Below are 23,459 nucleotides of genomic sequence, written 5' to 3' on the forward strand. Positions count from 1 at the left end.
AAAGGGCCGGCTTCATGTGCGCGAAAAATATTGCTTCATTCACCTTAACTAGATGATGACAAGAAAAATCACATTACATAAACACCACACAAATATGGTGTTTGATGCTCGCGTCCACTATACGATTCTCAAACCACTACCAAACACCCACCACCACACACCCACACTGTGGCTGCCTGTTGGTCGGGTTGGTCCTGTTGGTTGAAACCACACCCACACAATCGTGTGGGGTTTGTGATTCCAGGACCCAATAACGTGTTCGTTCTAGCCCACCCGATCACTCACCGCACCCGGGGCATTGACCCCAGCCGGGCTGTGTGGGCGAGCGGAAGAAGTGATGTTCCACCCTTGAGCTCTCATGATGACCACATACGGGTCATACCATGAGGATCTTAATGTGTGCTCCTTAGAAAGGAGGTGATCCAGCCGCACCTTCCGGTACGGCTACCTTGTTACGACTTAGTCCCAATCACCAGTCCCACCTTAGACGGCCCCCTCCCACAAGTGGGTTGGGACACCGGCTTCGGGTGTTACCGACTTTCGTGACTTGACGGGCGGTGTGTACAAGGCCCGGGAACGTATTCACCGCAGCGTTGCTGATCTGCGATTACTAGCGACTCCGACTTCACGTAGTCGAATTGCAGACTACGATCCGAACTGAGACTGGCTTTAAGGGATTCGCTTACCCTCACGGGTTCGCCTCTCTCTGTACCAGCCATTGTAGCATGCGTGAAGCCCAAGACATAAAGGGCATGATGATTTGACGTCATCCCCACCTTCCTCCGAGTTGACCCCGGCAGTCTCCTATGAGTTCCCACCATCACGTGCTGGCAACATAGAACGAGGGTTGCGCTCGTTGCGGGACTTAACCCAACATCTCACGACACGAGCTGACGACAACCATGCACCACCTGTACACCAGCTCCAAAGAGAAGAACTGTTTCCAGAACGGTCCAGTGTATGTCAAGCCTTGGTAAGGTTCTTCGCGTTGCATCGAATTAATCCGCATGCTCCGCCGCTTGTGCGGGCCCCCGTCAATTCCTTTGAGTTTTAGCCTTGCGACCGTACTCCCCAGGCGGGGCACTTAATGCGTTAGCTACGGCGCGGAGAACGTGGAATGTCCCCCACACCTAGTGCCCAACGTTTACGGCATGGACTACCAGGGTATCTAATCCTGTTCGCTCCCCATGCTTTCGCTCCTCAGTGTCAGTTACAGCCCAGAGTCCCGCCTTCGCCACCGGTGTTCCTCCTGATATCTGCGCATTTCACCGCTACACCAGGAATTCCAGACTCCCCTACTGCACTCTAGTCAGCCCGTACCCACTGCACGCGCAACGTTAAGCGTTGCGTTTCCACAGCAGACGTGACCAACCACCTACGAGCTCTTTACGCCCAATAATTCCGGACAACGCTCGTACCCTACGTATTACCGCGGCTGCTGGCACGTAGTTAGCCGGTACTTCTTCTGCAGGTACCGTCACTTTCGCTTCTTCCCTGCTGAAAGCGGTTTACAACCCGAAGGCCGTCATCCCGCACGCTGCGTCGCTGCATCAGGGTTTCCCCCATTGTGCAATATTCCCCACTGCTGCCTCCCGTAGGAGTCTGGGCCGTGTCTCAGTCCCAGTGTGGCCGGTCGCCCTCTCAGGCCGGCTACCCGTCGTCGCCTTGGTAGGCCATTACCCCACCAACAAGCTGATAGGCCGCGAGCCCATCCCCGATCGAAAAACTTTCCACCAACCCTCATGCGAAGATTGGTCATATCCGGTATTAGACCCAGTTTCCCAGGCTTATCCCGAAATCAGGGGCAGGTTACTCACGTGTTACTCACCCGTTCGCCACTCATCCACCAACAGCAAGCTGTCGGCTTCAGCGTTCGACTTGCATGTGTTAAGCACGCAGCCAGCGTTCGTCCTGAGCCAGGATCAAACTCTCCATAAAAAACTTTATGTTACGAATGAATCCCAGCAAGACAGCCAACCCCTCACGGGGTGAGAAGGTTGACCACAAAATAACTGACCAAACACACCATCCACCCATATGCTGTGGGAGGTTCGGCGAAGAACAACCCACACGAGGGTGAACCACTGTTTGGCCAGGTGATTGTCTTACCAGAAAATAAAAATGTTCTGGCATCACAACTTGTTCAAACAAACACGCTATTGGATTCTCAAACCACAAACACACACCCATCACCACCACCCGAAAACCGAGCGTGTTCACTGGGGGTATCAGTTTCATTGTGTGTCACCCACCCGGTGTCCTGAACCCTTGGACCAAACCGTGTTTGTCCTGGTCAGACCCGGTGGAAACTCTGTCTCGAAGACGGTGTTTCCGGCGGGGCAACGAGATATAACTCTAGACCACCCCAGAGCCACCGTGCAAATCCAAAACCGACTTTCTCCACGTGACACCCACCACACAGCCTCGTTGCCGCATCGACATCCCCGCCAATGCGGGGTGCTAGCGTCCTGAGTATGAGCACGTTACCCACAGACACATCGCTGACAAGCGCCCAGGCCCCGATCGCCGTCGTCGCCGGGGCATCGGGGTTCATCGGCGGAGAGCTGCTCGATGCGCTCAGCGCTTGGGGGTACGCGACGCGGACGATCGGCCGCTCCCCTGACTCCGCCGACGCCACCTGGGACCGTCCCGACCGAATCGCCGAACTCATCGACGGTGCCGACCTGCTTATCAACCTCGCCGGCCGGAGCGTCGGATGTCGGTACACGGATGCCAATCGACAGGTGATCTGGGATTCCCGCGTCGATACGACACGCGTTCTCAATACTGCGGTGGCAGCCGCCTCGGTGCCGCCGCGTCTGTGGATCAATTCGAGCACGGCCACCATCTACCGTCACTCGATGGATCGACCGCAGACCGAGGACGACGGCGACATCGGCGAAGGGTTCTCGGTCGACATCGCCAAGGCCTGGGAGAAGGAGATCTTTGCCGGAGATCTGCCCGCGACCAGACGAGTCGCGCTGCGGATGGCGATCGTGCTCGGTGACGGAGCGGCGTTGAACATGTTGGCCACCGCGGCCAGATTCGGCGCGGGAGGAGCCCAGCATGAAGGGCGCTGGTTCCCGCACCGGCGCTATCGCGGGATCGGCCCGGCGGCTTCCGGGCCGACGGTCTGGCGAGGACACCCGCCCACTCACGGACGACAGCGGTTCAGCTGGGTCCATATCGACGACGTGCTCCGGGCAATCCGGTTCATCGACGAACACGACGAACTCAGTGGCCCGATCAACGTCTCGAACCCACAGGTCTCGGACAATCGCTCACTGATGAAAGCGCTGCGCAAGGCAGTGCGTATGCCCGTGGGGATTCCTGCTCCCAGGTGGCTGCTCGAGATCGGGATGGTCGTCCTGCGTCAGGAGTCGGAACTCGTGCTCAAGAGTCGGTGGGTGCTGCCGAAACGACTCGAAACGGCCGGGTTCGACTTCAGGTGGACCGACATCGAGGCGGCGGCAAAGCACCTGCTGCGCTGAAGAGTCGGGTACGGCACTCCCCCACCTCGGGGGAACGCCGCCCCCACCTCCGGGGAACGCCGCCCCCACCTCCGGGGAACGGCAGGATCGCACGCTCAGCCGACTGCCGCCTCGGCGGGGATTCCCTGCTCGACGCAGTCGGCGCAATAGGGCTGCAGACCCTTCTCCGTGCAATCGGCGCACCGCAGGTACTGTCTGCGGCACTCGAGGTTCGCACAGTTGACGAACTCCGGCGTCTTCCTGTCGCAGGACACGCAATGCCCGATGGATTCGACATTGTCACCGAACTCGACGTGCATGCGCTTGTCGAAGACGTACAGCGAACCGTCCCAGTAGCCGGAGCTGCCGAAGGTCTCGCCGTAGCGGACGATGCCGCCGTCGAGCTGATAGACCTCTTCGAACCCGCGGTTCTTCATGAGCACGGACAGGACCTCGCAGCGGATTCCGCCGGTGCAGTAGGTGACGACGGGTTTGTCTTTGAGGTCGTCGTATTTGCCGGATTCGATCTCGGCGATGAAGTCACGCGTGGTGTCGGTGTCGGGAACGATCGCGTCCCGGAACTTCCCGATCTGCGCCTCCATCGCATTGCGGCCGTCGAAGAAGACGACCTCCTCGCCGCGTTCGTCGAGGAGTTTGTGCAGGGCTCCGGGCTTGAGGTGCTGGCCGCCGCCTTGGACTCCGTCTTCGGTCACCGTGATCTCATCAGGAGTGCCGAAGGTGACGAGTTCGTCGCGGACCTTCACGCTCAGCCGCGGGAAGTCATCGCCTTGACCGTTCGACCATTTGATGTCCGCACCTTTGAAAGGCGCGTACGACTTCGTTGCCCGCACGTACTGCTTCACCTCGAAGATGTCCCCGCCGACAGTGGCGTTGATCCCGTCCTTCGACACGATGATCCGCCCCTTGAGCCCGAGGCTCTCGGCCAAGGTGTGCTGCCACAGCTTGACCGCTTCGGGGTCGGGCAGCGGGGTGAAGACGTAGAACAGGACGATCTTGGGAGTTGCCATGGCTCCCATTCTAAGTGGGGTGCGACAGTCCTATTCCCAGCGGGGAACGGTCCCTACCCGCGCCGAGGTGGTCCGCCCGTGGACGCGCTTCGCCCCCGCGGTGAGGACACGGCTAAGATTGGCCGTGAGTGCCGTGTCGTATGAAAGGGCCCCGAAGAGGACATGACGTCTAACCTCAGCTCTGCGGATTCCACGCAGGTCGATTCCCCGCAGAATGCATCGAAGAAGGTCAAGGAGACGGTCGAGTTCGCAGCGGCGAACCCCGACGTCGAGCAGCCTTTCGCCGATCTCGGTCTCACGGCCGACGAATACGAGAAGATCAAGGCGATCCTCGGACGTCGCCCCACCTCGGCGGAATTGGCCATGTATTCGGTGATGTGGTCCGAGCACTGCTCGTACAAGTCCTCGAAGGTCCACCTGTCGAAGTTCGGCGACAAGGTCACCGAGGACATGAAGAAGCACCTGCTCGTGGGCATCGGCGAGAACGCCGGCGTCGTCGACATCGGGAACGGCTGGGCGGTGACCTTCAAGGTCGAATCGCACAACCACCCCAGCTACGTCGAACCCCACCAGGGTGCGGCCACCGGAGTCGGCGGCATCGTCCGCGACATCATCTCCATGGGTGCGCGCCCGGTCGCTGTGATGGATCAGCTGCGGTTCGGAGCCATCGACCATCCGGACACCGCCCGTGTCGTCCACGGTGTGGTCGCCGGCATCAGCAACTACGGCAATTCCCTGGGCCTGCCGAACATCGGCGGCGAGACCGTCTTCGATTCCGTCTATCAGGGAAATCCGCTGGTCAACGCCCTGGCTGTGGGTGTCATGCGACATGAGGACATCCGTCTGGCCAACGCGTCGGGACTGGGCAACAAGGTCGTGCTCTTCGGTGCGCGCACCGGTGGCGACGGCATCGGCGGTGCTTCGATCCTCGCTTCCGAGTCCTTCGACGATTCGAAGCCCTCGAAGCGCCCCGCCGTGCAGGTCGGCGACCCGTTCGCCGAGAAGGTGCTCATCGAATGCTGCCTCGAGCTCTTCCACGCCGGTGTCGTCGAGGGCATTCAGGACCTCGGCGCTGCAGGCATCTCCTGTGCGACCTCGGAGCTGGCGTCCAACGGTGACGGCGGAATGCACATCGCGCTCGACGATGTGCTGCTGCGCGATGAGACCCTCACCCCTGAGGAGATCCTCATGTCGGAGTCGCAGGAGCGGATGATGGCCGTCGTCCGTCCCGACCGCCTCGACGAATTCTTGCGAATCGTCGGCAAATGGGAGGTCGAGACCTCCGTGCTCGGCGAGGTCACTGATTCCGATCGTCTCGTCATCGAATGGCACGGCGACGTCATCGTCGATGTGCCCCCGCGCTCGGTCGCCCACGACGGCCCCGTGTACAACCGTCCGTTCACCGAACCGTCATGGACCGCCGAGGTGGCTGCGAACACCGTTGAGGCCGCTGGTTTGGCGAAGCCCCAGTCCGATGATGAGCTGCGGTCGACGATGCTCGAGCTCGCGGGGTCGCCGAACCTCGCCTCGAAGTCGTGGATCACCTCGCAGTACGACAAGTACGTCCAGGGCAATACCGCACTGGCCTACCCGGATGATGCCGGTGTCGTCCGCGTCGACGAGGGGTCCGGTCTCGGCGTGGCCATCGCCACCGACGCCAACGGTCGCTACAGCTTCCTCGACCCGGCGCGCGGTGCCCAGCTGGCTCTGGCCGAGGCCTACCGCAATGTCTCGACCGCCGGTGCCATTCCGCGTGCGGTCACCGACTGCCTGAACTTCGGATCCCCCGAGGATCCGGAGATCATGTGGCAGTTCGCGCAGGCTGTCGAAGGCCTCGCCGGCGCCTGCCAGGACATGGGAATCCCGGTCACCGGCGGCAATGTGTCCCTGTACAACCAGACCGGCGGAGTGGCCATCCACCCGACTCCGGTCGTCGGTGTGCTCGGTGTCTTCGATGATGTCACCCGCGCCACCCCGAGCGGCTGGCAGGAGCCGGGCCAGACCATCTATCTGCTCGGCACCACCGAAGCGGAGCTCGACGGTTCGGCGTGGGCCGACGTCACGGCCGACCACCTCGGCGGGGTTCCTCCGCAGTACAAGCCGGCAGCGGAGAAGGAACTCGGCGAGATCCTCATCAACTGCTCGCGCGACGGCATGATCGATGCCGCGCACGATCTGTCCGAGGGCGGGCTCTCGCAGGCCCTCGTCGAATCGTCGCTGCGCTATGGCACGGGCGCCCGGATCTGGCTCGATGAGGTCTGCGAGCGTGACGGCGTCGACGTGTTCACGGCACTGTTCTCCGAGTCGACTGCGCGCGCGATCGTTGCCGTGCCGCGCTCGGAAGAGGTCCGTTTCAAGGACATGTGCACGGCACGGCGGTTCCCGTTCGTGCGCATCGGCATGACCGATGCCGGTGACGGAGCTCCTGCGCTCGAGGTCGTCGACCACTTCTCGATCGGACTCGACGAACTCGGTCAGGCCCACGAGGGTACGCTGGCTGATCGCTTCGGCGGCAGCGTCGCGGCGGTGACCGAAACCGCGGTCTGAGCCACGACCGGCGAAGACTGACGCCGAGACGGCCTCTCGGCCTCGAGATGACCAGCTGCGGTTGGTCCTTTCGAGGCAGAGGGGCCGTTTCGCTGTCGCGCTGAGTCCGGACTGCCCGGCCAGGTGTGACGGTCACGAAGGTGGGTCGGTAGGTTCCTCATCTTCGCGATTGCTGCGGCGCAACCGATCGCGCAGCGGTCCGACTATGCCCCAGGCGAGAGCGGTGAAGACGGCGACGATCGTCCAATAGATCAGCCAGAAGGAATCAGCCAAGCCCGCGATCGCGATTCCGATGGACAGCAGTGCGGTGGTGATCGCCGCGGCGGTCAGGCAGCGCAACCAGTATCCGAGACTGGTTCGAGTCGGTACGGCAGGCAGTGCAGCTTCGCTGAGATCCGTATGGCGACGGGCGAATCGGCGGTCGACGCGGGCGATGGCCTCCGGACCGAAGACGACGGAGAAGCCGACGTAGAACGCTGCCATTCCGTGGCTGAAGTCCGATGCCGCTCCCCGATTGAGATCGATGTAAGTCAGGACGATGATGACGATGTCGATGAGCGGGGTGGATACGAGGAGAACCGTCGAAACCGTTCTCCAGTGCAGCAGATACCTCGCGCATACTCCGGCGAGCAGAAAGACCCAGAACAGTACTTCACCGGCGATGATGAACAACAGCATCGAGCGACACACCCACTTGGATCGATGACATGTTTTTCTCGCTCGACTGTACCAAAATAGAGTTCGAGGAGGAACAGGGTGCCGAAATTCGTGGACCATGATCAGCGCCGCGCCGACATCGGTTGGGCCGTGGCACGGCTCATCGCGGCCGAGGGGATCCAGGCCGTGTCGGTTCGCGCCGTCGCCGCCGAATCGGGGTATCAGCCCTCGACACTTCGGCACTATTTCCCTCTGGCAGACGAGATGACAGCGCATGCTCTGGTCCTCATCAGTCGACGGCAGCAGCAACGACTGTCGGCGAAGAGTTGGCCGGAGGACCCACGTCTGGCAATTCGCGAAGCTTGGTGCGAAGCTCTGCCACTCGATGATGATCGCCGTCTCGAGGCACACATCTGGCTCGCCTCAAGCATCACCGCGCGATCGGATTCGGCGCGACAGGCGCTGGGGTCGATCAACGAAGGACTCGACAGGCTATGCGCCAACACCATCGAGGTCTATACCGGACGGGTCGACGATGCCTCCGCCCGTACAGCCCTTCGTGCCTTCACCGACGGACTCGCTCTGAACGGAATCGTCGATCCCGAACGCTTCACCCCGTCCGTCGTCGAATCGAGCCTCGATCTCTATCTCGACCGGCTGCAGCGACCGGATCAGTAGTCGGGCTGTGCTGGCGCCGCGGCCGTCCCACCGTTGGCACGGGCGAGCAGGTGGAAGAGTCCGAGGCTCGCAAAGATGAGCACGAGCCACACGGCTTGAACGAGGACTCCGGCCATAATGCCGGTCGTGGCGCTTTCGGCCAGCGGTTTGGTAACCGCCATATTGAGCACCGCGAGGATCGCGCCGATGACGACAGCGATGACGAGGATCCACCACCGACGATTGCGGGCGATGTTCCACCCGCAGAATACCGCGGCCAGGAAGAACGCGTTGAGCACGCCTTGGATGATGTTCATGGTGAGCAGTGAGCTGCCGTCTTCAGTCCCGACCGAAGTGAGAAGGATTCCTGTCAGGGGCGTGAGAATCAGCAGGGCTGCGCATCCGAGGAGGAAGATTCCGGCACCGATGAATCTCCGCGCCCAGCTGGTGTTCTTCACGAGCAGGATCGCTGCAGTGCCGAGGACCAGCCGCAGACATGCACAGAGGACCGATCCGACGCTGAAGAGCACGACTGATGCGGTCGCCTCCCCCGACGTCGCCATCGGGGCGAACACCAACGACGGCAGCGCCTCGATGATGAGGGCCGCCCAGAACAGACTGCGGGCGAGCCAGCCCGGATTCTGCGGAACCGACACCAGCGTCGCCGCCTGGCTCCGACCGAGTCCCTGGCTCCACTGCTGACCGGTGCCTGACCGCCCGGCTGGATCCTGACCATAATGTCTGTAGCTCATGCCCCCAGCATATGAGCCAACTCCACTTGTGATTGAGCAGGGCGGACACTGTCTCAGTACTGGACTGAGCTGACAGCACTGCACCGCCGGCCCACCAACCCACTCCGTCCACGTGTCCCAAGATGACGACAACCACACATGCGCCACTGCGAATGTGATTGCCTAAGAGGGAATGCTGCGGCGCGACTGCCGCAGTCGCACTGCACGATCGAACCGAGACAGAGGAGCCACCCATGGCAACGATTCGCACATCCCACGCGGGATCCTTACCCCGCACTCCCGAGCTCATCGAAGCCAACAAGGTCAAGCAGGCGCAGAACACCGCTCGCCTGGCCGGTGAGTCCGTGTCTCAGGAGCAGGAGCAGGAATTCGACGAGCTCCTCGCCGCCAGCGTCACCGACCTCGTCAAGCGGCAGAAGAACCTGGGCATCTCACTGCCCAACGACGGCGAGTACGGTCATGCCATGGCCGCCGACTTCGACTACGGCGCATGGTGGCACTACTCGTTCGCGCGCACCGGCGGGCTCGAGCTCGACGATGTCGACAAGTGGGATGCACCGGCCGTGCGTTCCGAGCCCGGTAAGACGGTTCTCACCAGCTTCGGTGACCGCCGCGATCGCAATCTGTTCCCCAACGTCTACTCCGATGCCGACGCCGGCACCGACACCGGCCAGCAACCGCAGTTCCCGAAGGCCACCGGCCCGATCAGCTACATCGGTCAGGGCCAGGTCAACCGCGACGTCGCGAACCTCAAGGCCGGTCTGGCCGCCGCCGGCTATGACGAGCGTGCCGGGTACATCAATGCGCTTTCCCCCGGTTCGGCCTCTCGCATCGCCAACGAGTACTACTCAAGCGATGAGGAGTTCATCTGGGCGTGGGCCGATGTGCTGCGGGAGGAATACCTCGCCATCACCGAGGCGGGTCTGACCGTCCAGATCGACGATCCGTCCCTCGCGGAGAACTTCGACCAGATCAACCCGGAACCGTCCTTCGATGACTACCGCGCGTTCATCCAGGTCCGCATCGATGCACTCAACCATGCGCTGCGCGGAATCGACCCGGCGCAGGTGCGCGTGCACACCTGTTGGGGCTCGTGGCACGGACCGCACGTCACCGACCTGCCGTTCGTCGAGATCGTCGACCAGGTGCTTTCGATCAACGCCGCCGGCATCACTTTCGAAGCCGCGAACGTCCGCCACGAACACGAATGGCGGATCTGGGAAGAGAAGAAGCTGCCCGAGGGCAAGTACATCATTCCCGGAATCGTCTCTCACTCGACCAACGTCATCGAGCATCCCGAGCTCGTCGCCGAACGCATCGGCCGGTTCGCTGGTCTCGTCGGACCCGAGAACGTCGTCGCCTCCACCGACTGCGGGCTGGGCGGCCGCGTCCACCCGGACATCGCCGTCGCGAAGCTGCAGTCGCTGACCGAAGGTGCGGAGATCGCCTCGAAGCGCTTCTGACCCCGTACTGCGGAAACAGCAGTAACAGCAGAAACACCGGTCCCCTCCGTTCGGCATGTGAGCCGACCGGAGGGGACTTCTGTATTACGCCCCGCCGCCGAGCTCCTCGTCGAAGCAGTCGCTCAAGGTCGGGTGGGCGAACTGGTATCCGGTTTCCTGCAGCTTCTCCGGCACCACGCGCTGGTCCGCCAGAGCCAGCTCCTTCGCCCCATCACGGCCGAGCATGATCTCTGTGATGAAACCGGGCGTCGGGATCCACGCGGGCCTGCGCAGGTGAGCGGCGAGCGCCTCGGCGAATTCCGCCTGCGTGACAAGCTCCGGCGCAACAGCGTTGACCGGCCCGCGCACATAGTCATAGAGGACCGCGTGCACATATGACCGCGCCACGTCGTCAAGCGAGATCCATGCCAGGGCCTGCTCCCCGCTGCCCAATCGACCGCCGGCACCGGCGAGGAACAGCGGCGCCTGCAGTTTGAGCAGACCGCCCAAGGAGCTGAGCACGACTCCGGTTCGGATCGACACACGTCTGATCCCGGCGTCCTCGACACCGGCCGCTGTCTCTTCCCACTTCTGACATACCTCAGCGAGGAATCCGTCGCCGGCCGGTCCGGTTTCGTCGACTGGTTCGTCCGCCTTCGACCCGTAATAGCCGACCGCGGAAGCGCAGACGAAGACCGACGGACGCTTCGCCTCGGGCAGGTCGCGCATCGTTTCGACGAGCAGCCTCGTCGAATCGATGCGGGAGGACCATATCTCGTCCTTCGCATGCTTGGTGAACCGTGTGGCGATGGATCGCCCACCGAGGTGGACCACCGCATCCGCCCACGCGAGGTCGCGTGGATTGAGGATTCCCAGGTCCGGATTCCAGTGCACCTCGTAGGGGAACTTCGGGGTTTCGCGCACAAGCAGTCGCACGAAGTGTCCCGCGGTGGAGAACAGGGCGGCGACCTGGCGTCCGATCATTCCGCTGCCGCCGGCAATGAGGATGTGTTTGCCCTTCTTCCGCGTCAGCAGGGGCGCATTCGTGGATTCGAGGAAGTCGATATCCATGAGCATCCGCTTGCGGCGGGCGTCGAAGGTGGCCTCGAGGTAGTGAGTGAGGCCCCGGTCGATGACGTCGAGCCCTGCGGGGCCATGGAGAATTCGATGTGGTCGTCGATCTTCGTCCCGCCGGCGACCGAAGTGAACTCGTGCGTGTGCTTCCACTGGCTCAGCGGTCCCTTCTTCAGCTCATCGACGAAGGAGAACCGCGACGGACCCTCCGAATGCACCGAGCTGAACGGCCGCCGCACAAGTCCGTAAGTGCCGGGAACGCTCGTCTTCACCTGAGCCACCGAGCCCGGCGCGATCGGAGGATAACTCTCCTCGACGATCTCCTGCGCCCAGTGGGGTGAGAGGCGGGTCAGCGCTCCCGGCCGAGCATGCCAGTCGAATGTGGTCTCCGCACCGAGCGGAACTTCAGATGTCGACTCAAAGATGGTCATGGCATCCCTCCTACCTCGAATGATGCCACCGGTTTCTGAGAATGTGACCCGCAACTCACCTAAGTCCAAGTGAATTGTTCTCGCCGAGGCGGCTCACTCTCTCAGCCCACCTGCTGTGACCGCTTCGCGGGGGTCCGAAACCTGCTTCCGCGGGCTCGAAGTGTGAGCGCAGTGATCTCGATCAGTACGCCCACGCTTCGAACCCGCGGGGGCAGCGCGACCGGCCGCGAGGGCAACGCGATCCGTTGGCGCTGCAGCCGGCGACTCAGTCGGCCGCTGGGATCTTGCCGAAGCGGAACGCCGACCAGAAGTCACCGCGCACATATCCGTGCGACGGTTCCGGATCGAAGTCCCAGTGGCGGACTCGACCGACCTTGAGCGCGTCGGCGACGAGTTGGCGGCTGCGCTGAGAAGCAAGCACATGCTCTTCGAGGTGCTCGAGATCGTACCGGGATTCGAGTTCTGCACGCATCGACTCATGCGCCTGGGAGTAGGCCGGATCCTCGGCGCGGTTGACCAGCTCGTCGGGATCCGCCGCCAGGTCGAAGAGCAGCTCCGGGTCGCCGGGGCACACAGTGAGCTTGAGATCACCGCGCACCAGCGTGACCTGCGGCCGGTAGGTGCCCTCGGCGAAGTACTCGATGACGACGTCGCGGTCCCCGGTCCCGAGTTCGCCGGCAGCTTCCCGCCTGGCAGATTCGAGTATCGAGGTTCCGGTCAGTCCCTCATCGATCGCCGAGGCGGCTCCTGCACCTGCATCCCCCGTGCCCACGGACGGCCCGGACGAAGCCGTGCCCTGCGCGATCTCGAGCAGGGTCGGCGCGAGGTCGACGAGACTGACCGGGGTCGCATACCGGCCCGGGGCGATCACCTCGGCGGGTCCGTTGATGATGAGCGGAACCCGGGACGACTGCTCATAGGGCGACATCTTGAACCACAGCCCCTTCTCCCCCAACATGTCACCGTGGTCGCTCGTGACGATGATGATCGTGTTGTCCGCGAGGTCGAGTTCTTCGAGCTTGCGCCGGATCGCTCCGACGTGGTCGTCGATATAGTTCACCGCCGCATAGTAGGCACGGCGGGCCCGTCGCACGTCCTCGATTCCCGGCTCGCGTTCGTCGAAGCCGCACATCGTGCGCAGACGGTGGCTGTGCGGGTCGACGGCCGGATCGGGGACCTCGGGGTGCGCCGGGTCCGGGATGGCCACCTCGGCGAATCGGTCCCAGTTGGCCTTCGGCGGCTCGTACGGGTCGTGGGGGTGGATGAACGAGGTGACCATGAGGAACGGCTGATCGCACCCGGCGGCCTGGTTCGCGCGCTTGCGGTCGTTGAGGTGGCGCAGGGTTCTGAAGATCACCTCGTCGTCGAAGTCTTGTTGGACGTTCGCGGTCGCCGCACCGGCGGTGAACACGGGGTCCGCCTCGTGGTACCACTGCAGCTTCTGCTCCAGGGGACGGTTCCAGTCGGGCACCATATCGAGATCGGCCGGGTACACGTCCGTGGTCAGGCGCTCTTCGAAACCGTGGTGCTGATCAGGCCCGATGAAGTGCATCCGCCCGATCAGCGCCGTGTGGTAGCCGAGTTTGCGCAGACGGTGGGCGAACGTCGGCACGGAGGCCGCGAAGTCGTCGCCGTTGTCCAGGCAGTCGATCTCCGAGGGCATCCGCCCGGTCATCATCGATGCCCGCGACGGCGAGCACAGCGGAGTATTGCAGTACGCGCGGTCGAAGACGGCTCCGTCGGCAGCCAGGGCATCCATATTCGGTGTCAGCGCGGCCGCATCACCATAGGCACCCAGAGCCTGGGCAGCCATCTGGTCGGCTTGGACGACGACGATGTTCGGGGTGGTCATGAGTGGTCCTCTCTGCGGTCGGGGCCGGAGTCGGCTTCGGAATCGGTCGCTGAATCCGGATCGGATTCGCTCGCCGAGGCGGTCCCGGAGTCCGCATCGGTCGTGGAGCCGGCGTCCGCCTCGGCGGCGGTGGATTCCTCAGTCGCTGCGGAATCCTCGGTGTTCGCGGAATCGTCGTTCGGGGTCCACCCGTCGGCCCATTCGCCGGTTTCGTAGTCGAAACCGACGGGTTCGCCGTTCTCGTCCGTGCGCTGGTACCAGTCGGTGTAGTCCCCGTGCTCGGAGTCGATTCCGCCGTTCGCACCGTCACCGGGTTCGGTGGGCACGACCTGGAGGGCGAAGTCGTCACCGTAGGCATCGGCACCGGCGACCACGGCGTTGTCGACCGCGTTGAGCGCGTACTGACGGCGCAGGGCCAGCGGATCCGTGCGCAGCTCCTTGAACCAGGCGACGATGATGAAGAGCATGACGAGAGCGAACGGCACCGCGGTGACGATGACGAGCTGTTGGAGTCCCTCGAGTGCGCTGGCGTCGCCGAGGAGGAGCATCACCACGGCGATGCCGGACATCACGAGACCCCAGAACACGACGACCCACTTCTTCGGCTCCTGATCACCGCGGCTGGTGAGCATGCCCATGACCACCGAGGCGGAGTCCGCGGAGGTGATGAAGAAGATCGCCAGGACGATGATGACGACGAACGGCAGCCATTCGACATAGGGCAGGTTGTCGATGAGGGTGAAGAACACCTCGGGGGCTTCCATGCTGTCGGTGAATCCCGATGCTCCGGACCGGTACATCCAGATCGAGGTTCCGCCCATGATTCCGTAGGCGACGAAGAGCAGAGTCGAGGGGATGAAGATCGTGCCGAGGATGAACTGGCGGATCGAACGGCCGCGGGAGATGCGGGCGATGAAGGTGCCGACGAACGGCGACCAGGAGATCCACCACGCCCAGTAGTAGACGGTCCACAGGGACTGGAATTCCTGGGTCTCGGCGCCCCACGACAGGGACCGGCCCATCATGTCGAACATCGACCCGAGGTATTCCATGAACGCCGAGGGCAGCAGGTTGAGCAGGTAGAGCGTGGGTCCGAGGAACAGTACGAGCGCGACGATGCCGACGGTGAGGACGATGTTGATCGAGGACAGGTAGCGGATTCCGCGCGAGACGCCGGAAACCGCGGAGATGATGAAGCCGAGGGTGAGGACGAGGATGATGACGACGAGCATATTGTTCGTCATCGGTCCCGCACCGGAGACGATGCTGACACCGGTGCCGATCTGCATGGCCGCGATGCCCAGGGCTGCGGCCGTACCGAAGAGAGTGGCGACGATCGCGAAGATATCGACGAGCTTTCCGGCGAATCCCTCGGTCTGGCGTTTGCCGAACAGAGTCTGGAAGATCGAAGACAGCAGCAGCGAACGACCGCGACGATAGGCGGCATAGGCGATGGCACCGCCGACGAGGGCGTACATCGCCCACGCATGGAAGCCCCAGTGGAAGTAGGTCTGGGCCATCGCCCCGTGGAGCGCCTCGGTCGTCTCCGGATCGTTCGTCAGCGGCGGCGGTGAGATGAAGTAGGTCAGCGGCTCGGAGGGTCCGAAGAAGAGGACGCCGATGCCGATGCCCGCCGCAAAGAGCATGGCGACCCAGGAGAAGGTGGAGAACTCGGAGGTCTCTCCGTCCTTGCCCAAGGGAATCTTGCCGTAGGGAGAGAACGCGAGGATGAGCAGGGAGACGAGGATGATGATCGCGACGAGGTTGAACAGCCATCCGACATTGAGCGTCGCCCAGTCATACGCCGCCTGAGCGACGCTGGCGACGCTGGACGGACTGGAGATACCCCAGATGACGAAGGCGACGGTGAGGCCGCCGGCGATCGCGAAGATGATCGTGTCCAGCGAGTACTTGCGCCGCTGTTCGTCGATGGCGATTCCGGGCACGAGGATGGGATGGGTGTCGTGCGGGTAGTGGCCGTGCGTATCTTCGAGATCGGCCTTCACGGGACCGCGCGGTCGACGGTAGTCGAACTGGCCGAGGTTGCGTCCGGTCTCGCGACCCACGCGTTTGGCGTCGTCTCTCATCCGACGGGCGTCGGCCATGATCCTCTCGCGTGATGCTCGGCGGGCCGCCTCGGTGGAGGCATCGGACTGTCGATCCGGGCCCGGATCGTGTTCGTCGGTACGGGTGGAGTCATCGGTCATGTGTCGGTTCACACTCTTTCGATAGTTGCGGAAGACTGCCGAAATCGATCGGTGCCGTGTACGGAGACGAACGCATCATGGCCCGATGGCATGAACGCACATCGGGTACGAGTGGGAAATCAGTTGATGCGACCGGTAGGCGGCCGTCGATCGGGCAGGTGGTCTGCGGATCGGCGATCAGTGACTAGGGCTCCCCGCCCCACCAGCCGACGGCCACGGGCTCCCAGGAATCATTGGCGAAGCCGCAGCTCGGGCGCTCTCGATTCGGGGTCGACCATCCCCAGCGGTGGAGGTCGTCGAATCGAAGAGGGGTCATAACTTCGGACGATAACAGCTTCCTTGCGGCTTCACAATAAATTCCCAGCAAAGACCGGGTCAGCCGATTTCGACGAGAATGACGCCGACGGTGATGAAGCCGATCCCGAGGAGCGCCTTCCGCGTCAGCGGATCCTTCCAGATCACTCGAGAGAGCAGACAGACCAGTGCGACTCCGCACGCCGCCCAGAGGCCGTAGGCGACGCCGAGCGGCATGCCCTCGGCGAGGGTGCGGCTGAGGAAGAAGAAGGCCGCGGTGTAGCTGATCGCCACCGGGACGAACCAGATCTTGCGCTGCAGTCCGGCGCTGGCGCGCAGGCACAGGGTGCCGGCGACTTCGCTGAGGATCGACAGGGCCAACCACATCCAGCTCATTCGGTCACCTCCGCGTCGACGGTCTCGGATTCCTCGGGAGTGCCGGATTCGACGAGGATGACCCCGATGATGATGAGGGCGATGCCGATGATGGCGCCGATGCCCAGGAGCTCACCGAAGAACACGACGCCGAGCACGGCGACGAGGGCGACTCCGCTGGCCGACCAGGTGGCGTAGACGGCTCCGAGCGGCATGCCCAGCCGCTGGGTGAGCCCGAGGATGAAGAAGGCTGTGGCGTAGAGGACGACGACTCCGGGGATCCACCTCGGATCGGCAACCGAGGCGCGCAGCATCAGGGTGGCGGCCACCTCGGCGAGGATGGCCATGACGAGCAGCAGCAGACGTTTCGCATTCATTCGCTCACCTCCGGTTCGGTGTTGTCGGACGTGTTCTCAGCGTCGTCGCCGGTGGTCTGAGCGGCGTCGATGAGCGCGAGGGCGTGCTCCCGCACGGCGGCGAGATCCTCGGAGGGGAAGACTCCCGTCGCCTCTGACATCCACGCGCCGTCGGCGCAGAATCGAGCCGCGGTCAGCAGAGATACCGCACGATCATCGAGCCCGGTGGTGTCGAACCACGGACCGAGGTGCTCACTCCATGCCCGCGTCAGCTTCGGGTGGTAGAGCGCATCGGAGAAGATCCAATAGTCGGCGCGAGAGACCTCGGCAGTGGTGGCCACTGTGACATAGGCACGGTGCCGCTCGAAGCTCGACAGCTCCTGACTCGGGCGCCCGGTGTGCTCGCGCAGTCGCCGTGCCCAGTCTTCTGCGGCATGGTCGACGAGCCCGAGCATGAGCGCTTCCTTAGACGGGAAGTGATACATCAGGCCAGGCTTCGTCAGACCCGCCTGCTGCGCGACCGACTCCAGCGAGATCGTCACCCCCTGCACCGAATCATGCGATTCGGCCAGAGCCTTCGCCGCCTTGAGAATCCGCATCCGTCCATCATTCGCCATGCCTCGACTTTACCAACCGGTTGGTAAAGTACGCCAGTGCGGAAGAGAGGGCGGTCCGCACCCTGTCGGTGCGAACCGCCCTCTCATCCGGTCTGCAGACTGTCGGCCTGCCTGCGGGCGTTCGCCTGGCTTCCGGCGAAGTCTCGGTTCAGTTCAGCAGTGCCCGGTCGCCCAGGGTCGCTCCCTTGAGTTTCGAGAATTCGCCGAGCAGCGTCTCGACGGTCAGATCCTTCTTCTCCTCGGCCGAGGCCTGGTAGATGATCCGTCCCTCGTGCATCATGATCAGCCGGTTGCCCAGCGCGATGGCCTGCTCCATATTGTGGGTCACCATGAGCGTGGTCAGCCCGTCGGCTTCGACGATCTTCTTCGTCAGAGCTGACACCAGGGCCGCGCGCTGCGGGTCGAGGGCGGCGGTGTGCTCGTCGAGCAGCAGGATCCGCGGCTGAGTGAATCCGGCCATGAGCAGGCTGAGCGCCTGCCGCTGACCGCCGGAGAGCAGCCCGACCTTCGTCTTCAGCCGGTTCTCCAGTCCGAGTTCGAGAGTGGCGAGCTCCTCCTTGAAGTGCTCGCGTCGCTCCGAGGTGGTCCCCCGCCCCAGCCCACGCGGCTTTCCGCGTCTGAGCGCGAGCGAGAGGTTCTGCTCGATCGTGAGGTCCGGAGCGGTGCCGGCCATCGGATCCTGGAAGACGCGGCCCAGGTATCTCGCCCGTTTGTATTCGGGCATCCGCGACACCTCGGCGCCGTCGATGGTGATCGAACCGGAGTCGATGGGCAGACGGCCGGAGATGGTGTTGAGCAGTGTCGATTTTCCGGCTCCGTTGGAGCCGATGACGGTGACGAAGTCGGATTCGTCGAGTTCGAGCGAGAGTCCTTGCAGCGCCTTGCGTTCGTTGACGGTGCCCGGGAAGAAGGTCTTGGAGATGTTGACGATCTTGAGCATGGGTCTCAGATCTCCTTCCCGTTTCGGGCGCCGGTCGCGCCGGCGGGGATGTCGGCGATCTCTGCGGGGTCCTTCATATCGGTCGTTCCGGCCGGCACCGAGGCGGTCGCGCGGTTTCCGCGTCCGCGCAGTGAGGGGATCCGTTTGAGGAAGCCCCATCTGGGCAGCAGCAGTGCGATGACGACGAGGAGCGCGGTCGTCAGCTTCATATCGTTCGTATCCAGGCCCGCGCGCAGGGCGAGGAAGATGATCAGCCGGTAGACGACCGACCCGAGGAGCGCGCCGAGGCTGGCCATGAAGATGTTGCGGCTGCCGAAGACTGCCTGGCCGAGGATCACCGAGGCGAGTCCGACGAGGATGAGGCCGATGCCCATGCTGATGTCGGAGAATCCCTGGTACTGGGCGACGAGGGCACCGCAGAGTGCGACGAAGCCGTTCGACAGTGCCAGGGTGAGCATCGTCGAGTTGTCGGTGTTGACGCCGAGGCTGCGGATCATCTCTTTGTTGTTGCCGGTGGCCTGGATGGCCAGCCCGAGATCGGTGGTGAGGAACCAGTCGATGGCGAATTTGAGGATGAGGGCGAAGACGAGCAGGATCGCGATCGATGCCCAGGTGCCCATGAGCATGTTCTCCCGCAGCGGGGTGAACACGGTGTCTTCTCGCAGGAGTGGCAGGTTCGCCTTCCCCATGATCCGCAGGTTGATCGACCACAGGCCGATCATGGTGAGGATTCCGGCGAGCAGTCCGTCGATGCCGCCCTTCGTGTGGAGCAGACCGGTGATGTAGCCGGCGATGAGTCCGGCGCCGATCGCCGCGAGGGTGGCCATGAAGGGGTTGACCCCGGCGATGATGAGGGAGGCTGCGGTGGCGCCGCCCGTGGTGAAGCTTCCGTCGACGGTGAGGTCGGGGAAGTTGAGGACCTTGAAGGTCAGATAGACACCGAGCGCCATCGCGCCGTAGATGAGCCCGAGCTCCAATGCTCCGAACATGGGTTTCCGTTCATTTCTGGTGTGTGGTTCGTGGTGGCCCCGAGGCCGTCGGTTTCAGTGCCGACGGCCTCGGGGCCGGTGACGTCGGTGCCGCCGGAGAGTTCAGGACTCCGCGCACCGGGTCACGGGGTGAGGCGGGTTCCGATCACTCGATGACCTTGTCGGCCTCGTCGACGAGCTTCTTCGGAATCTCGACGCCTTGGGCTTTGGCGGCCTTCGGGTTGACGACGAGTTCGAGGTTCGAGCTGGTCTCGACGGGCATCTCGGCGGGCTTCTTTCCGTCCTGGAGGATCTTCAGCGCCATTTCGCCGGTCTGTTCGCCGAGCTTCGTGTAGTCGATGCCGCGGGTGATCGCCGCACCGGATTCGACCTGGCCGGCTTCCGACCCGACGAGCAGAGCCTTGTTCTTCTCTGCCGCCTGGACCATGGTCGACACTGCCGAGACCACGTTGTTGTCGGTGGGCACATAGTAGGCGTCGACCTTGCCGAGCGAATCCACGGCCTGAGCGAGTTCACCCGAGTTCGCGATCGTCGCTTCCTTGATCGTCACGTCGAGGTCCTTGGCGGCCTTCTTCGCGAGATCGACCTGGACCTGCGAGTTGACCTCACCGGAGCTGTAGACGATGCCGACGGTCTTCGCATCGGGCTTGACGTCCTTGACCAGCTTGAGCTGCTCTTCGACCGGGTTGAGGTCGGATGTGCCGGTGACGTTTCCGCCTGGCTTGTCGTTGCTGTCGACGAGGCCGGCCTCTTCGGCGTCGGTTACGGCGGTGAAGAGCACGGGCTTGTCGGTGATCGCCTGGGCTGCGGCCTGAGCGGCCGGGGTGGCAACGGCGAGCACGAGGTCGAGGTCGTCGTTGGCGAACTGCTGGGCGATCGAGGTCGCGTTGGCCTGTTCGCCCTGGGCGTTCTGCACGTCCCATTCGACGTCGACGCCGGCATCTTCGAACGACTTCTTGAAGCCTTCGGTCGCGGCGTCGAGCGCCGGGTGCTGTACGAGCTGAGAGACGCCGATGGAGTACGAATCGCCCTCACCGCCACCGCCTTCGCCGCCTCCGCAGGCCGAAACCGCAAGAATCGAACCGACTGCCACCATCGCTGTGGCCACTTTCCTGAGACGCATTCTTCTCCCTTTCGGAATTTCGGTCCGCCGGTGCGGATCCGTCACGAATTCTGCATTCGACACCGCCGCTCCTCGCACGCAAGGAATAGTGACGGCAATGCAGATGAATGATGCGCCGCCGTCACTCAGACCGTTCTGAGATCATGACGCGCATCACGTCGAATGTGATGATATCCACTGTATGGCCCGGCACTGACGCCGGGTGCCGAATCCGGGTTTTGGAGACAATCGTCCCAGTATCGTTATCTGCGGCGACAGTCGTCCCCTCAGGGCTCTATTTCGACATCCGATCGTCCCAGCACATCGAGGATCCACGCGTACTCGAACGCGATCTCCTTCCACGCGTCATAGCGCCCCGATGCTCCGCCGTGCCCGGCGACCATTTCGGTCTTGAGCAGGGCGTTCGCACCGACTTCACGGAGTCGGGCGACCCATTTCGCGGGTTCGACGTAGAGGACTCGGGTGTCGTTGAGCGAGGTCACGGCCAAGATCTGCGGGTAGGCCGCCTCGGTGATGTTTTCGTAGGGAGAGTACGAGCGCATGTACTCATACACTTGCGGATCATGGAGCGGGTCTCCCCACTCCTCCCATTCGATGACGGTCAGCGGCAGCTCGGGCATGAGGATCGAGGTCAGGGCGTCGACGAACGGCACTTCGGCGCTGATTCCGGCGAAGAGCTCGGGTGCCATGTTCGCGATCGCGCCCATGAGCAGACCGCCGGCCGATCCGCCGCTGGCGACGAGTCGGTCCGGGCTCGTCCACCCGGTGTCGATGAGGTGGCGGGCGACGTCGATGAAGTCGGTGAAGGTGTTCTTCTTCGCCGTGGTCTTGCCCTGGTCGTACCAGCGTCGGCCCATTTCGCCGCCGCCGCGCACATGGGCGATGGCGAAGACGACGCCGCGGTCGAGCAGGGACAGCCGGGAGACCGAGAAGTACGGGTCCATGCTCGCTTCGTAGGACCCGTATCCGTAGAGGAGCAGCGGTGCCGGCTCGACTTTCGCCGAGGCGGGAATTCCGTTCGTCGCATTCCCGCCGTCGCCTGCCCCCTCTTTCGCTGAGGCGGGACCGCCGTAACCGTCGGATCGGTGCAGGTCCTTGCGGAAGACGACCGAGATCGGGATATCGGTGCCATCTTCGGCTGTCGCCCACAGCAGGGTTTCGGTGTAGGCGTCCAGGTCGACGGAGCCGAGAACGGGCTGACGTTTGAGAACCGTGTCAGTGCCGTCTGCGACGCTGTGGGAATAGATCACGGCGGGCGTCGACATGGAGGTGAAATGCAGTCGGATGCTCGTCTGCACGAACTCGGGGTTGTTGCCCACGTAGAGTGACCCGGTCTCCCGGCCGAATGGCAGCTCCTGCAGCGGTCCGAACGGAGAGGAGGAGTCACCCAAGCGGATGATGCCGACGCGCGCGAAGCCGCCGCGACGGTAGCTGAGCACGATGAAGTCGGCGAAGGCGTCGACATCTTCGATGCGCAGATCGTTGATGCTCAGCTCCGCTTTCCCCGCAGACTCCGTCTCAGCCCCAGACTCCGCGTCGGCTTCAGGTTCCGCGTTCCCCTCGGAGTCTGCACCGATTTCGATGACGTCGCGACCGGGTCCGATCGGATCGGCGGCTGGAACGTCGACGAGTTCGAAGTCGGCGCGATTGCGGTTGTGGGTGATGAGGAACCGGTCCTCACCGCCGATGACGGCGTGCTCGACGTTGTATTCAACACCGTCGACGCGGGGCCAGATCTCCTGCGGTTCGGCTTCGAGGTCGTCGACGCTGATGCTCCAATATCCGGTGGTCGTCTTCGATCCGGTGACGACGAACATCATCTGGCCCGAACGTGAGAAGCCCGAGCCGACGAAGAAGCGCTCATCGGGTTCATGGAAGATGCACACGTCGTCGCTGCTGTCGGTGCCGACGACGTGGCGCCACACTTTCTCCGGTCGCCAGGCGTCGTCGACGGTGGTGTAGAAGACGAAGCGGCCGCTCGGATCGAGGGAGGCTCCTGCGAAGGTGCCGTCGACCGTGTCGGCGAGGTCGTCTCCCGTGGCCAGATCGCGAAGCCGGAGGGTATAGCGTTCGTCGCCGGTGGTGTCGACACCGTAGAGAAGCCAGCGACCCTCGTCGCTCAGCGAGAATGTACCGAGTGAGAAGAACTCCTCGCCTTCGGCGGCGACGTTTGAGTCGAAGATGACCTCTTCGCCGGGCAGAGGCTCTTCGCCGACCTCCGGCGGAGTCCAATCGTCGGGACCCGAGACGGGGATTCGGACGCTGATGCCGTAGTCGAGTCCTGCTTTCGTGCGAGCGAAGTACCAGTAGCTCCCGCGCCGGTTGGGCACGGACATATCGGTTTCTTTGATGCGTGTCTTGATCTCGGTGAAGATCGAGTTCTGCAGCCCTTCGAGGTGAGCGGTCTGTGCGCTCGTCCAGGCGTTCTCTGCTTCGAGGTGGGCGATGACCTCGGGCGACTCCTTCTCACGCAACCATTCGTAGTCGTCGACGAAAGTATGGCCGTGGTGCGTGCGCTCGAACGGGACCTTCTTCGCCACCGGTGCCGATGCCGGGGTCGCGGTCGTCGAGGCTGCGGAGTCTGTGCCGGAAGTTTCGCTCATGACGTCAGCCTAGCCGCCGGCCCGGAAACCCCGGGACCCGACCGA

The 23,459-nt window shown here is 63.3% G+C and carries 19 protein-coding genes and 1 rRNA gene; 4 read left to right on the forward strand and 16 right to left on the reverse strand.

Annotated elements, in window-relative coordinates; genetic code table 11:
- Positions 1-410: 410 nt before the first annotated feature.
- Positions 411-1,938 (reverse strand): 16S ribosomal RNA (locus tag ACU4IU_RS05455).
- A 536-nt stretch (positions 1,939-2,474) separates the two neighbouring features.
- Here ACU4IU_RS05455 and ACU4IU_RS05460 point away from each other — a divergent pair.
- Positions 2,475-3,491 carry an epimerase gene (locus ACU4IU_RS05460; protein ID WP_446656079.1) on the forward strand — a complete coding sequence of 339 codons (1,017 nt, stop codon included), beginning with the start codon at positions 2,475-2,477 and terminating at the stop codon, positions 3,489-3,491.
- 95 nt (positions 3,492-3,586) lie between these two features.
- On the opposite strand, the gene trhO is transcribed toward ACU4IU_RS05460, so the two are convergent.
- A complete protein-coding gene (trhO, locus tag ACU4IU_RS05465; RefSeq protein WP_446656080.1) occupies positions 3,587-4,498 on the reverse strand; it encodes an oxygen-dependent tRNA uridine(34) hydroxylase TrhO in 912 nt (303 codons plus the stop codon).
- A 162-nt stretch (positions 4,499-4,660) separates the two neighbouring features.
- Here trhO and purL point away from each other — a divergent pair, with 162 nt between their 5' ends.
- Positions 4,661-7,045, forward strand: coding sequence for a phosphoribosylformylglycinamidine synthase subunit PurL (gene purL, locus ACU4IU_RS05470; protein WP_446656081.1), 2,385 nt, complete (start codon positions 4,661-4,663; stop codon positions 7,043-7,045).
- 132 nt (positions 7,046-7,177) lie between these two features.
- On the opposite strand, the gene ACU4IU_RS05475 is transcribed toward purL, so the two are convergent.
- Entirely contained in the window at positions 7,178-7,723 is a 546-nt protein-coding gene (locus ACU4IU_RS05475) for a hypothetical protein (protein ID WP_446656082.1), read from the reverse strand.
- Between the two features lie 78 nt (positions 7,724-7,801).
- Between ACU4IU_RS05475 and ACU4IU_RS05480 the strand changes: the two genes are divergently transcribed.
- Positions 7,802-8,380 carry a TetR/AcrR family transcriptional regulator gene (locus ACU4IU_RS05480; RefSeq protein WP_446656083.1) on the forward strand — a complete coding sequence of 193 codons (579 nt, stop codon included), beginning with the start codon at positions 7,802-7,804 and terminating at the stop codon, positions 8,378-8,380.
- Here the strand turns inward: ACU4IU_RS05480 and ACU4IU_RS05485 are convergent.
- On the reverse strand, positions 8,374-9,111 hold the full coding sequence (locus tag ACU4IU_RS05485; RefSeq protein WP_446656084.1) for a hypothetical protein: 738 nt from the start codon (positions 9,109-9,111) through the stop codon (positions 8,374-8,376). The two genes, ACU4IU_RS05480 and ACU4IU_RS05485, sit on opposite strands and share 7 nt — an antisense overlap.
- Before the next feature lie 233 nt (positions 9,112-9,344).
- On the opposite strand from ACU4IU_RS05485, the gene ACU4IU_RS05490 reads away from it, so the two are divergent.
- On the forward strand, positions 9,345-10,574 hold the full coding sequence (locus ACU4IU_RS05490; RefSeq protein WP_446656085.1) for a cobalamin-independent methionine synthase II family protein: 1,230 nt from the start codon (positions 9,345-9,347) through the stop codon (positions 10,572-10,574).
- An 84-nt stretch (positions 10,575-10,658) separates the two neighbouring features.
- On the opposite strand, the gene ACU4IU_RS05495 is transcribed toward ACU4IU_RS05490, so the two are convergent.
- From ACU4IU_RS05495 to ACU4IU_RS05550, 12 genes are all read right to left on the reverse strand, one after another.
- On the reverse strand, positions 10,659-11,624 hold the full coding sequence (locus tag ACU4IU_RS05495; RefSeq protein ID WP_446656086.1) for a TIGR01777 family oxidoreductase: 966 nt from the start codon (positions 11,622-11,624) through the stop codon (positions 10,659-10,661).
- Positions 11,582-12,058, reverse strand: a complete 477-nt coding sequence (locus ACU4IU_RS05500; protein WP_446656087.1) for an SRPBCC family protein — start codon at positions 12,056-12,058, stop codon at positions 11,582-11,584. The genes ACU4IU_RS05495 and ACU4IU_RS05500 overlap by 43 nt, the downstream gene beginning before the upstream one ends.
- 265 nt (positions 12,059-12,323) lie before the next feature.
- A complete protein-coding gene (gene betC, locus ACU4IU_RS05505) occupies positions 12,324-13,910 on the reverse strand; it encodes a choline-sulfatase (protein WP_446656088.1) in 1,587 nt (528 codons plus the stop codon).
- A complete protein-coding gene (locus ACU4IU_RS05510) occupies positions 13,907-16,117 on the reverse strand; it encodes a BCCT family transporter (RefSeq protein WP_446656089.1) in 2,211 nt (736 codons plus the stop codon). Before ACU4IU_RS05510 ends, betC begins: the two co-directional genes overlap by 4 nt.
- A gap of 184 nt (positions 16,118-16,301) precedes the next feature.
- Entirely contained in the window at positions 16,302-16,433 is a 132-nt protein-coding gene (locus tag ACU4IU_RS05515; protein WP_258041872.1) for a hypothetical protein, read from the reverse strand.
- Positions 16,434-16,492: 59 nt separating this feature from the next.
- Complete coding sequence (locus ACU4IU_RS05520) at positions 16,493-16,807, reverse strand: DMT family transporter (RefSeq protein ID WP_259358748.1); 315 nt, start codon at positions 16,805-16,807, stop codon at positions 16,493-16,495.
- Positions 16,804-17,163: an SMR family transporter gene (locus tag ACU4IU_RS05525; protein ID WP_446656090.1), complete on the reverse strand. Its 360-nt coding sequence runs from the start codon at positions 17,161-17,163 to the stop codon at positions 16,804-16,806. Before ACU4IU_RS05525 ends, ACU4IU_RS05520 begins: the two co-directional genes overlap by 4 nt.
- Positions 17,160-17,759: a TetR/AcrR family transcriptional regulator gene (locus ACU4IU_RS05530; protein ID WP_446656091.1), complete on the reverse strand. Its 600-nt coding sequence runs from the start codon at positions 17,757-17,759 to the stop codon at positions 17,160-17,162. The genes ACU4IU_RS05525 and ACU4IU_RS05530 overlap by 4 nt, the downstream gene beginning before the upstream one ends.
- Before the next feature lie 148 nt (positions 17,760-17,907).
- Positions 17,908-18,699: an ABC transporter ATP-binding protein gene (locus tag ACU4IU_RS05535; protein ID WP_446656092.1), complete on the reverse strand. Its 792-nt coding sequence runs from the start codon at positions 18,697-18,699 to the stop codon at positions 17,908-17,910.
- 5 nt (positions 18,700-18,704) lie between these two features.
- Positions 18,705-19,688, reverse strand: coding sequence for an ABC transporter permease (locus ACU4IU_RS05540; protein ID WP_446656093.1), 984 nt, complete (start codon positions 19,686-19,688; stop codon positions 18,705-18,707).
- A gap of 145 nt (positions 19,689-19,833) precedes the next feature.
- A complete protein-coding gene (locus ACU4IU_RS05545) occupies positions 19,834-20,811 on the reverse strand; it encodes an ABC transporter substrate-binding protein (RefSeq protein WP_446656094.1) in 978 nt (325 codons plus the stop codon).
- Between the two features lie 266 nt (positions 20,812-21,077).
- Positions 21,078-23,414, reverse strand: a complete 2,337-nt coding sequence (locus tag ACU4IU_RS05550; RefSeq protein ID WP_446656095.1) for a S9 family peptidase — start codon at positions 23,412-23,414, stop codon at positions 21,078-21,080.
- Positions 23,415-23,459: the final 45 nt, after the last annotated feature.

The sequence above is a fragment of the Brevibacterium sp. CSND-B09 genome (genome assembly GCF_052906525.1).

Excerpts from the sequence above, each read along its gene's own strand:
- ACU4IU_RS05460 (WP_446656079.1), top strand. The coding sequence starts at position 2,475 with ATGAGCACGTTACCCACAGACACATCGCTGACAAGCGCCCAGGCCCCG.
- trhO (WP_446656080.1), bottom strand. The coding sequence starts at position 4,498 with ATGGCAACTCCCAAGATCGTCCTGTTCTACGTCTTCACCCCGCTGCCC.
- purL (WP_446656081.1), top strand. The coding sequence starts at position 4,661 with ATGACGTCTAACCTCAGCTCTGCGGATTCCACGCAGGTCGATTCCCCG.
- ACU4IU_RS05475 (WP_446656082.1), bottom strand. The coding sequence starts at position 7,723 with ATGCTGTTGTTCATCATCGCCGGTGAAGTACTGTTCTGGGTCTTTCTG.
- ACU4IU_RS05485 (WP_446656084.1), bottom strand. The coding sequence starts at position 9,111 with ATGAGCTACAGACATTATGGTCAGGATCCAGCCGGGCGGTCAGGCACC.
- ACU4IU_RS05490 (WP_446656085.1), top strand. The coding sequence starts at position 9,345 with ATGGCAACGATTCGCACATCCCACGCGGGATCCTTACCCCGCACTCCC.
- ACU4IU_RS05495 (WP_446656086.1), bottom strand. The coding sequence starts at position 11,624 with ATGGATATCGACTTCCTCGAATCCACGAATGCGCCCCTGCTGACGCGG.
- ACU4IU_RS05500 (WP_446656087.1), bottom strand. The coding sequence starts at position 12,058 with ATGACCATCTTTGAGTCGACATCTGAAGTTCCGCTCGGTGCGGAGACC.
- betC (WP_446656088.1), bottom strand. The coding sequence starts at position 13,910 with ATGACCACCCCGAACATCGTCGTCGTCCAAGCCGACCAGATGGCTGCC.
- ACU4IU_RS05510 (WP_446656089.1), bottom strand. The coding sequence starts at position 16,117 with ATGACCGATGACTCCACCCGTACCGACGAACACGATCCGGGCCCGGAT.
- ACU4IU_RS05515 (WP_258041872.1), bottom strand. The coding sequence starts at position 16,433 with ATGACCCCTCTTCGATTCGACGACCTCCACCGCTGGGGATGGTCGACC.
- ACU4IU_RS05520 (WP_259358748.1), bottom strand. The coding sequence starts at position 16,807 with ATGAGCTGGATGTGGTTGGCCCTGTCGATCCTCAGCGAAGTCGCCGGC.
- ACU4IU_RS05525 (WP_446656090.1), bottom strand. The coding sequence starts at position 17,163 with ATGAATGCGAAACGTCTGCTGCTGCTCGTCATGGCCATCCTCGCCGAG.
- ACU4IU_RS05530 (WP_446656091.1), bottom strand. The coding sequence starts at position 17,759 with ATGGCGAATGATGGACGGATGCGGATTCTCAAGGCGGCGAAGGCTCTG.
- ACU4IU_RS05535 (WP_446656092.1), bottom strand. The coding sequence starts at position 18,699 with ATGCTCAAGATCGTCAACATCTCCAAGACCTTCTTCCCGGGCACCGTC.
- ACU4IU_RS05540 (WP_446656093.1), bottom strand. The coding sequence starts at position 19,688 with ATGTTCGGAGCATTGGAGCTCGGGCTCATCTACGGCGCGATGGCGCTC.
- ACU4IU_RS05545 (WP_446656094.1), bottom strand. The coding sequence starts at position 20,811 with ATGCGTCTCAGGAAAGTGGCCACAGCGATGGTGGCAGTCGGTTCGATT.
- ACU4IU_RS05550 (WP_446656095.1), bottom strand. The coding sequence starts at position 23,414 with ATGAGCGAAACTTCCGGCACAGACTCCGCAGCCTCGACGACCGCGACC.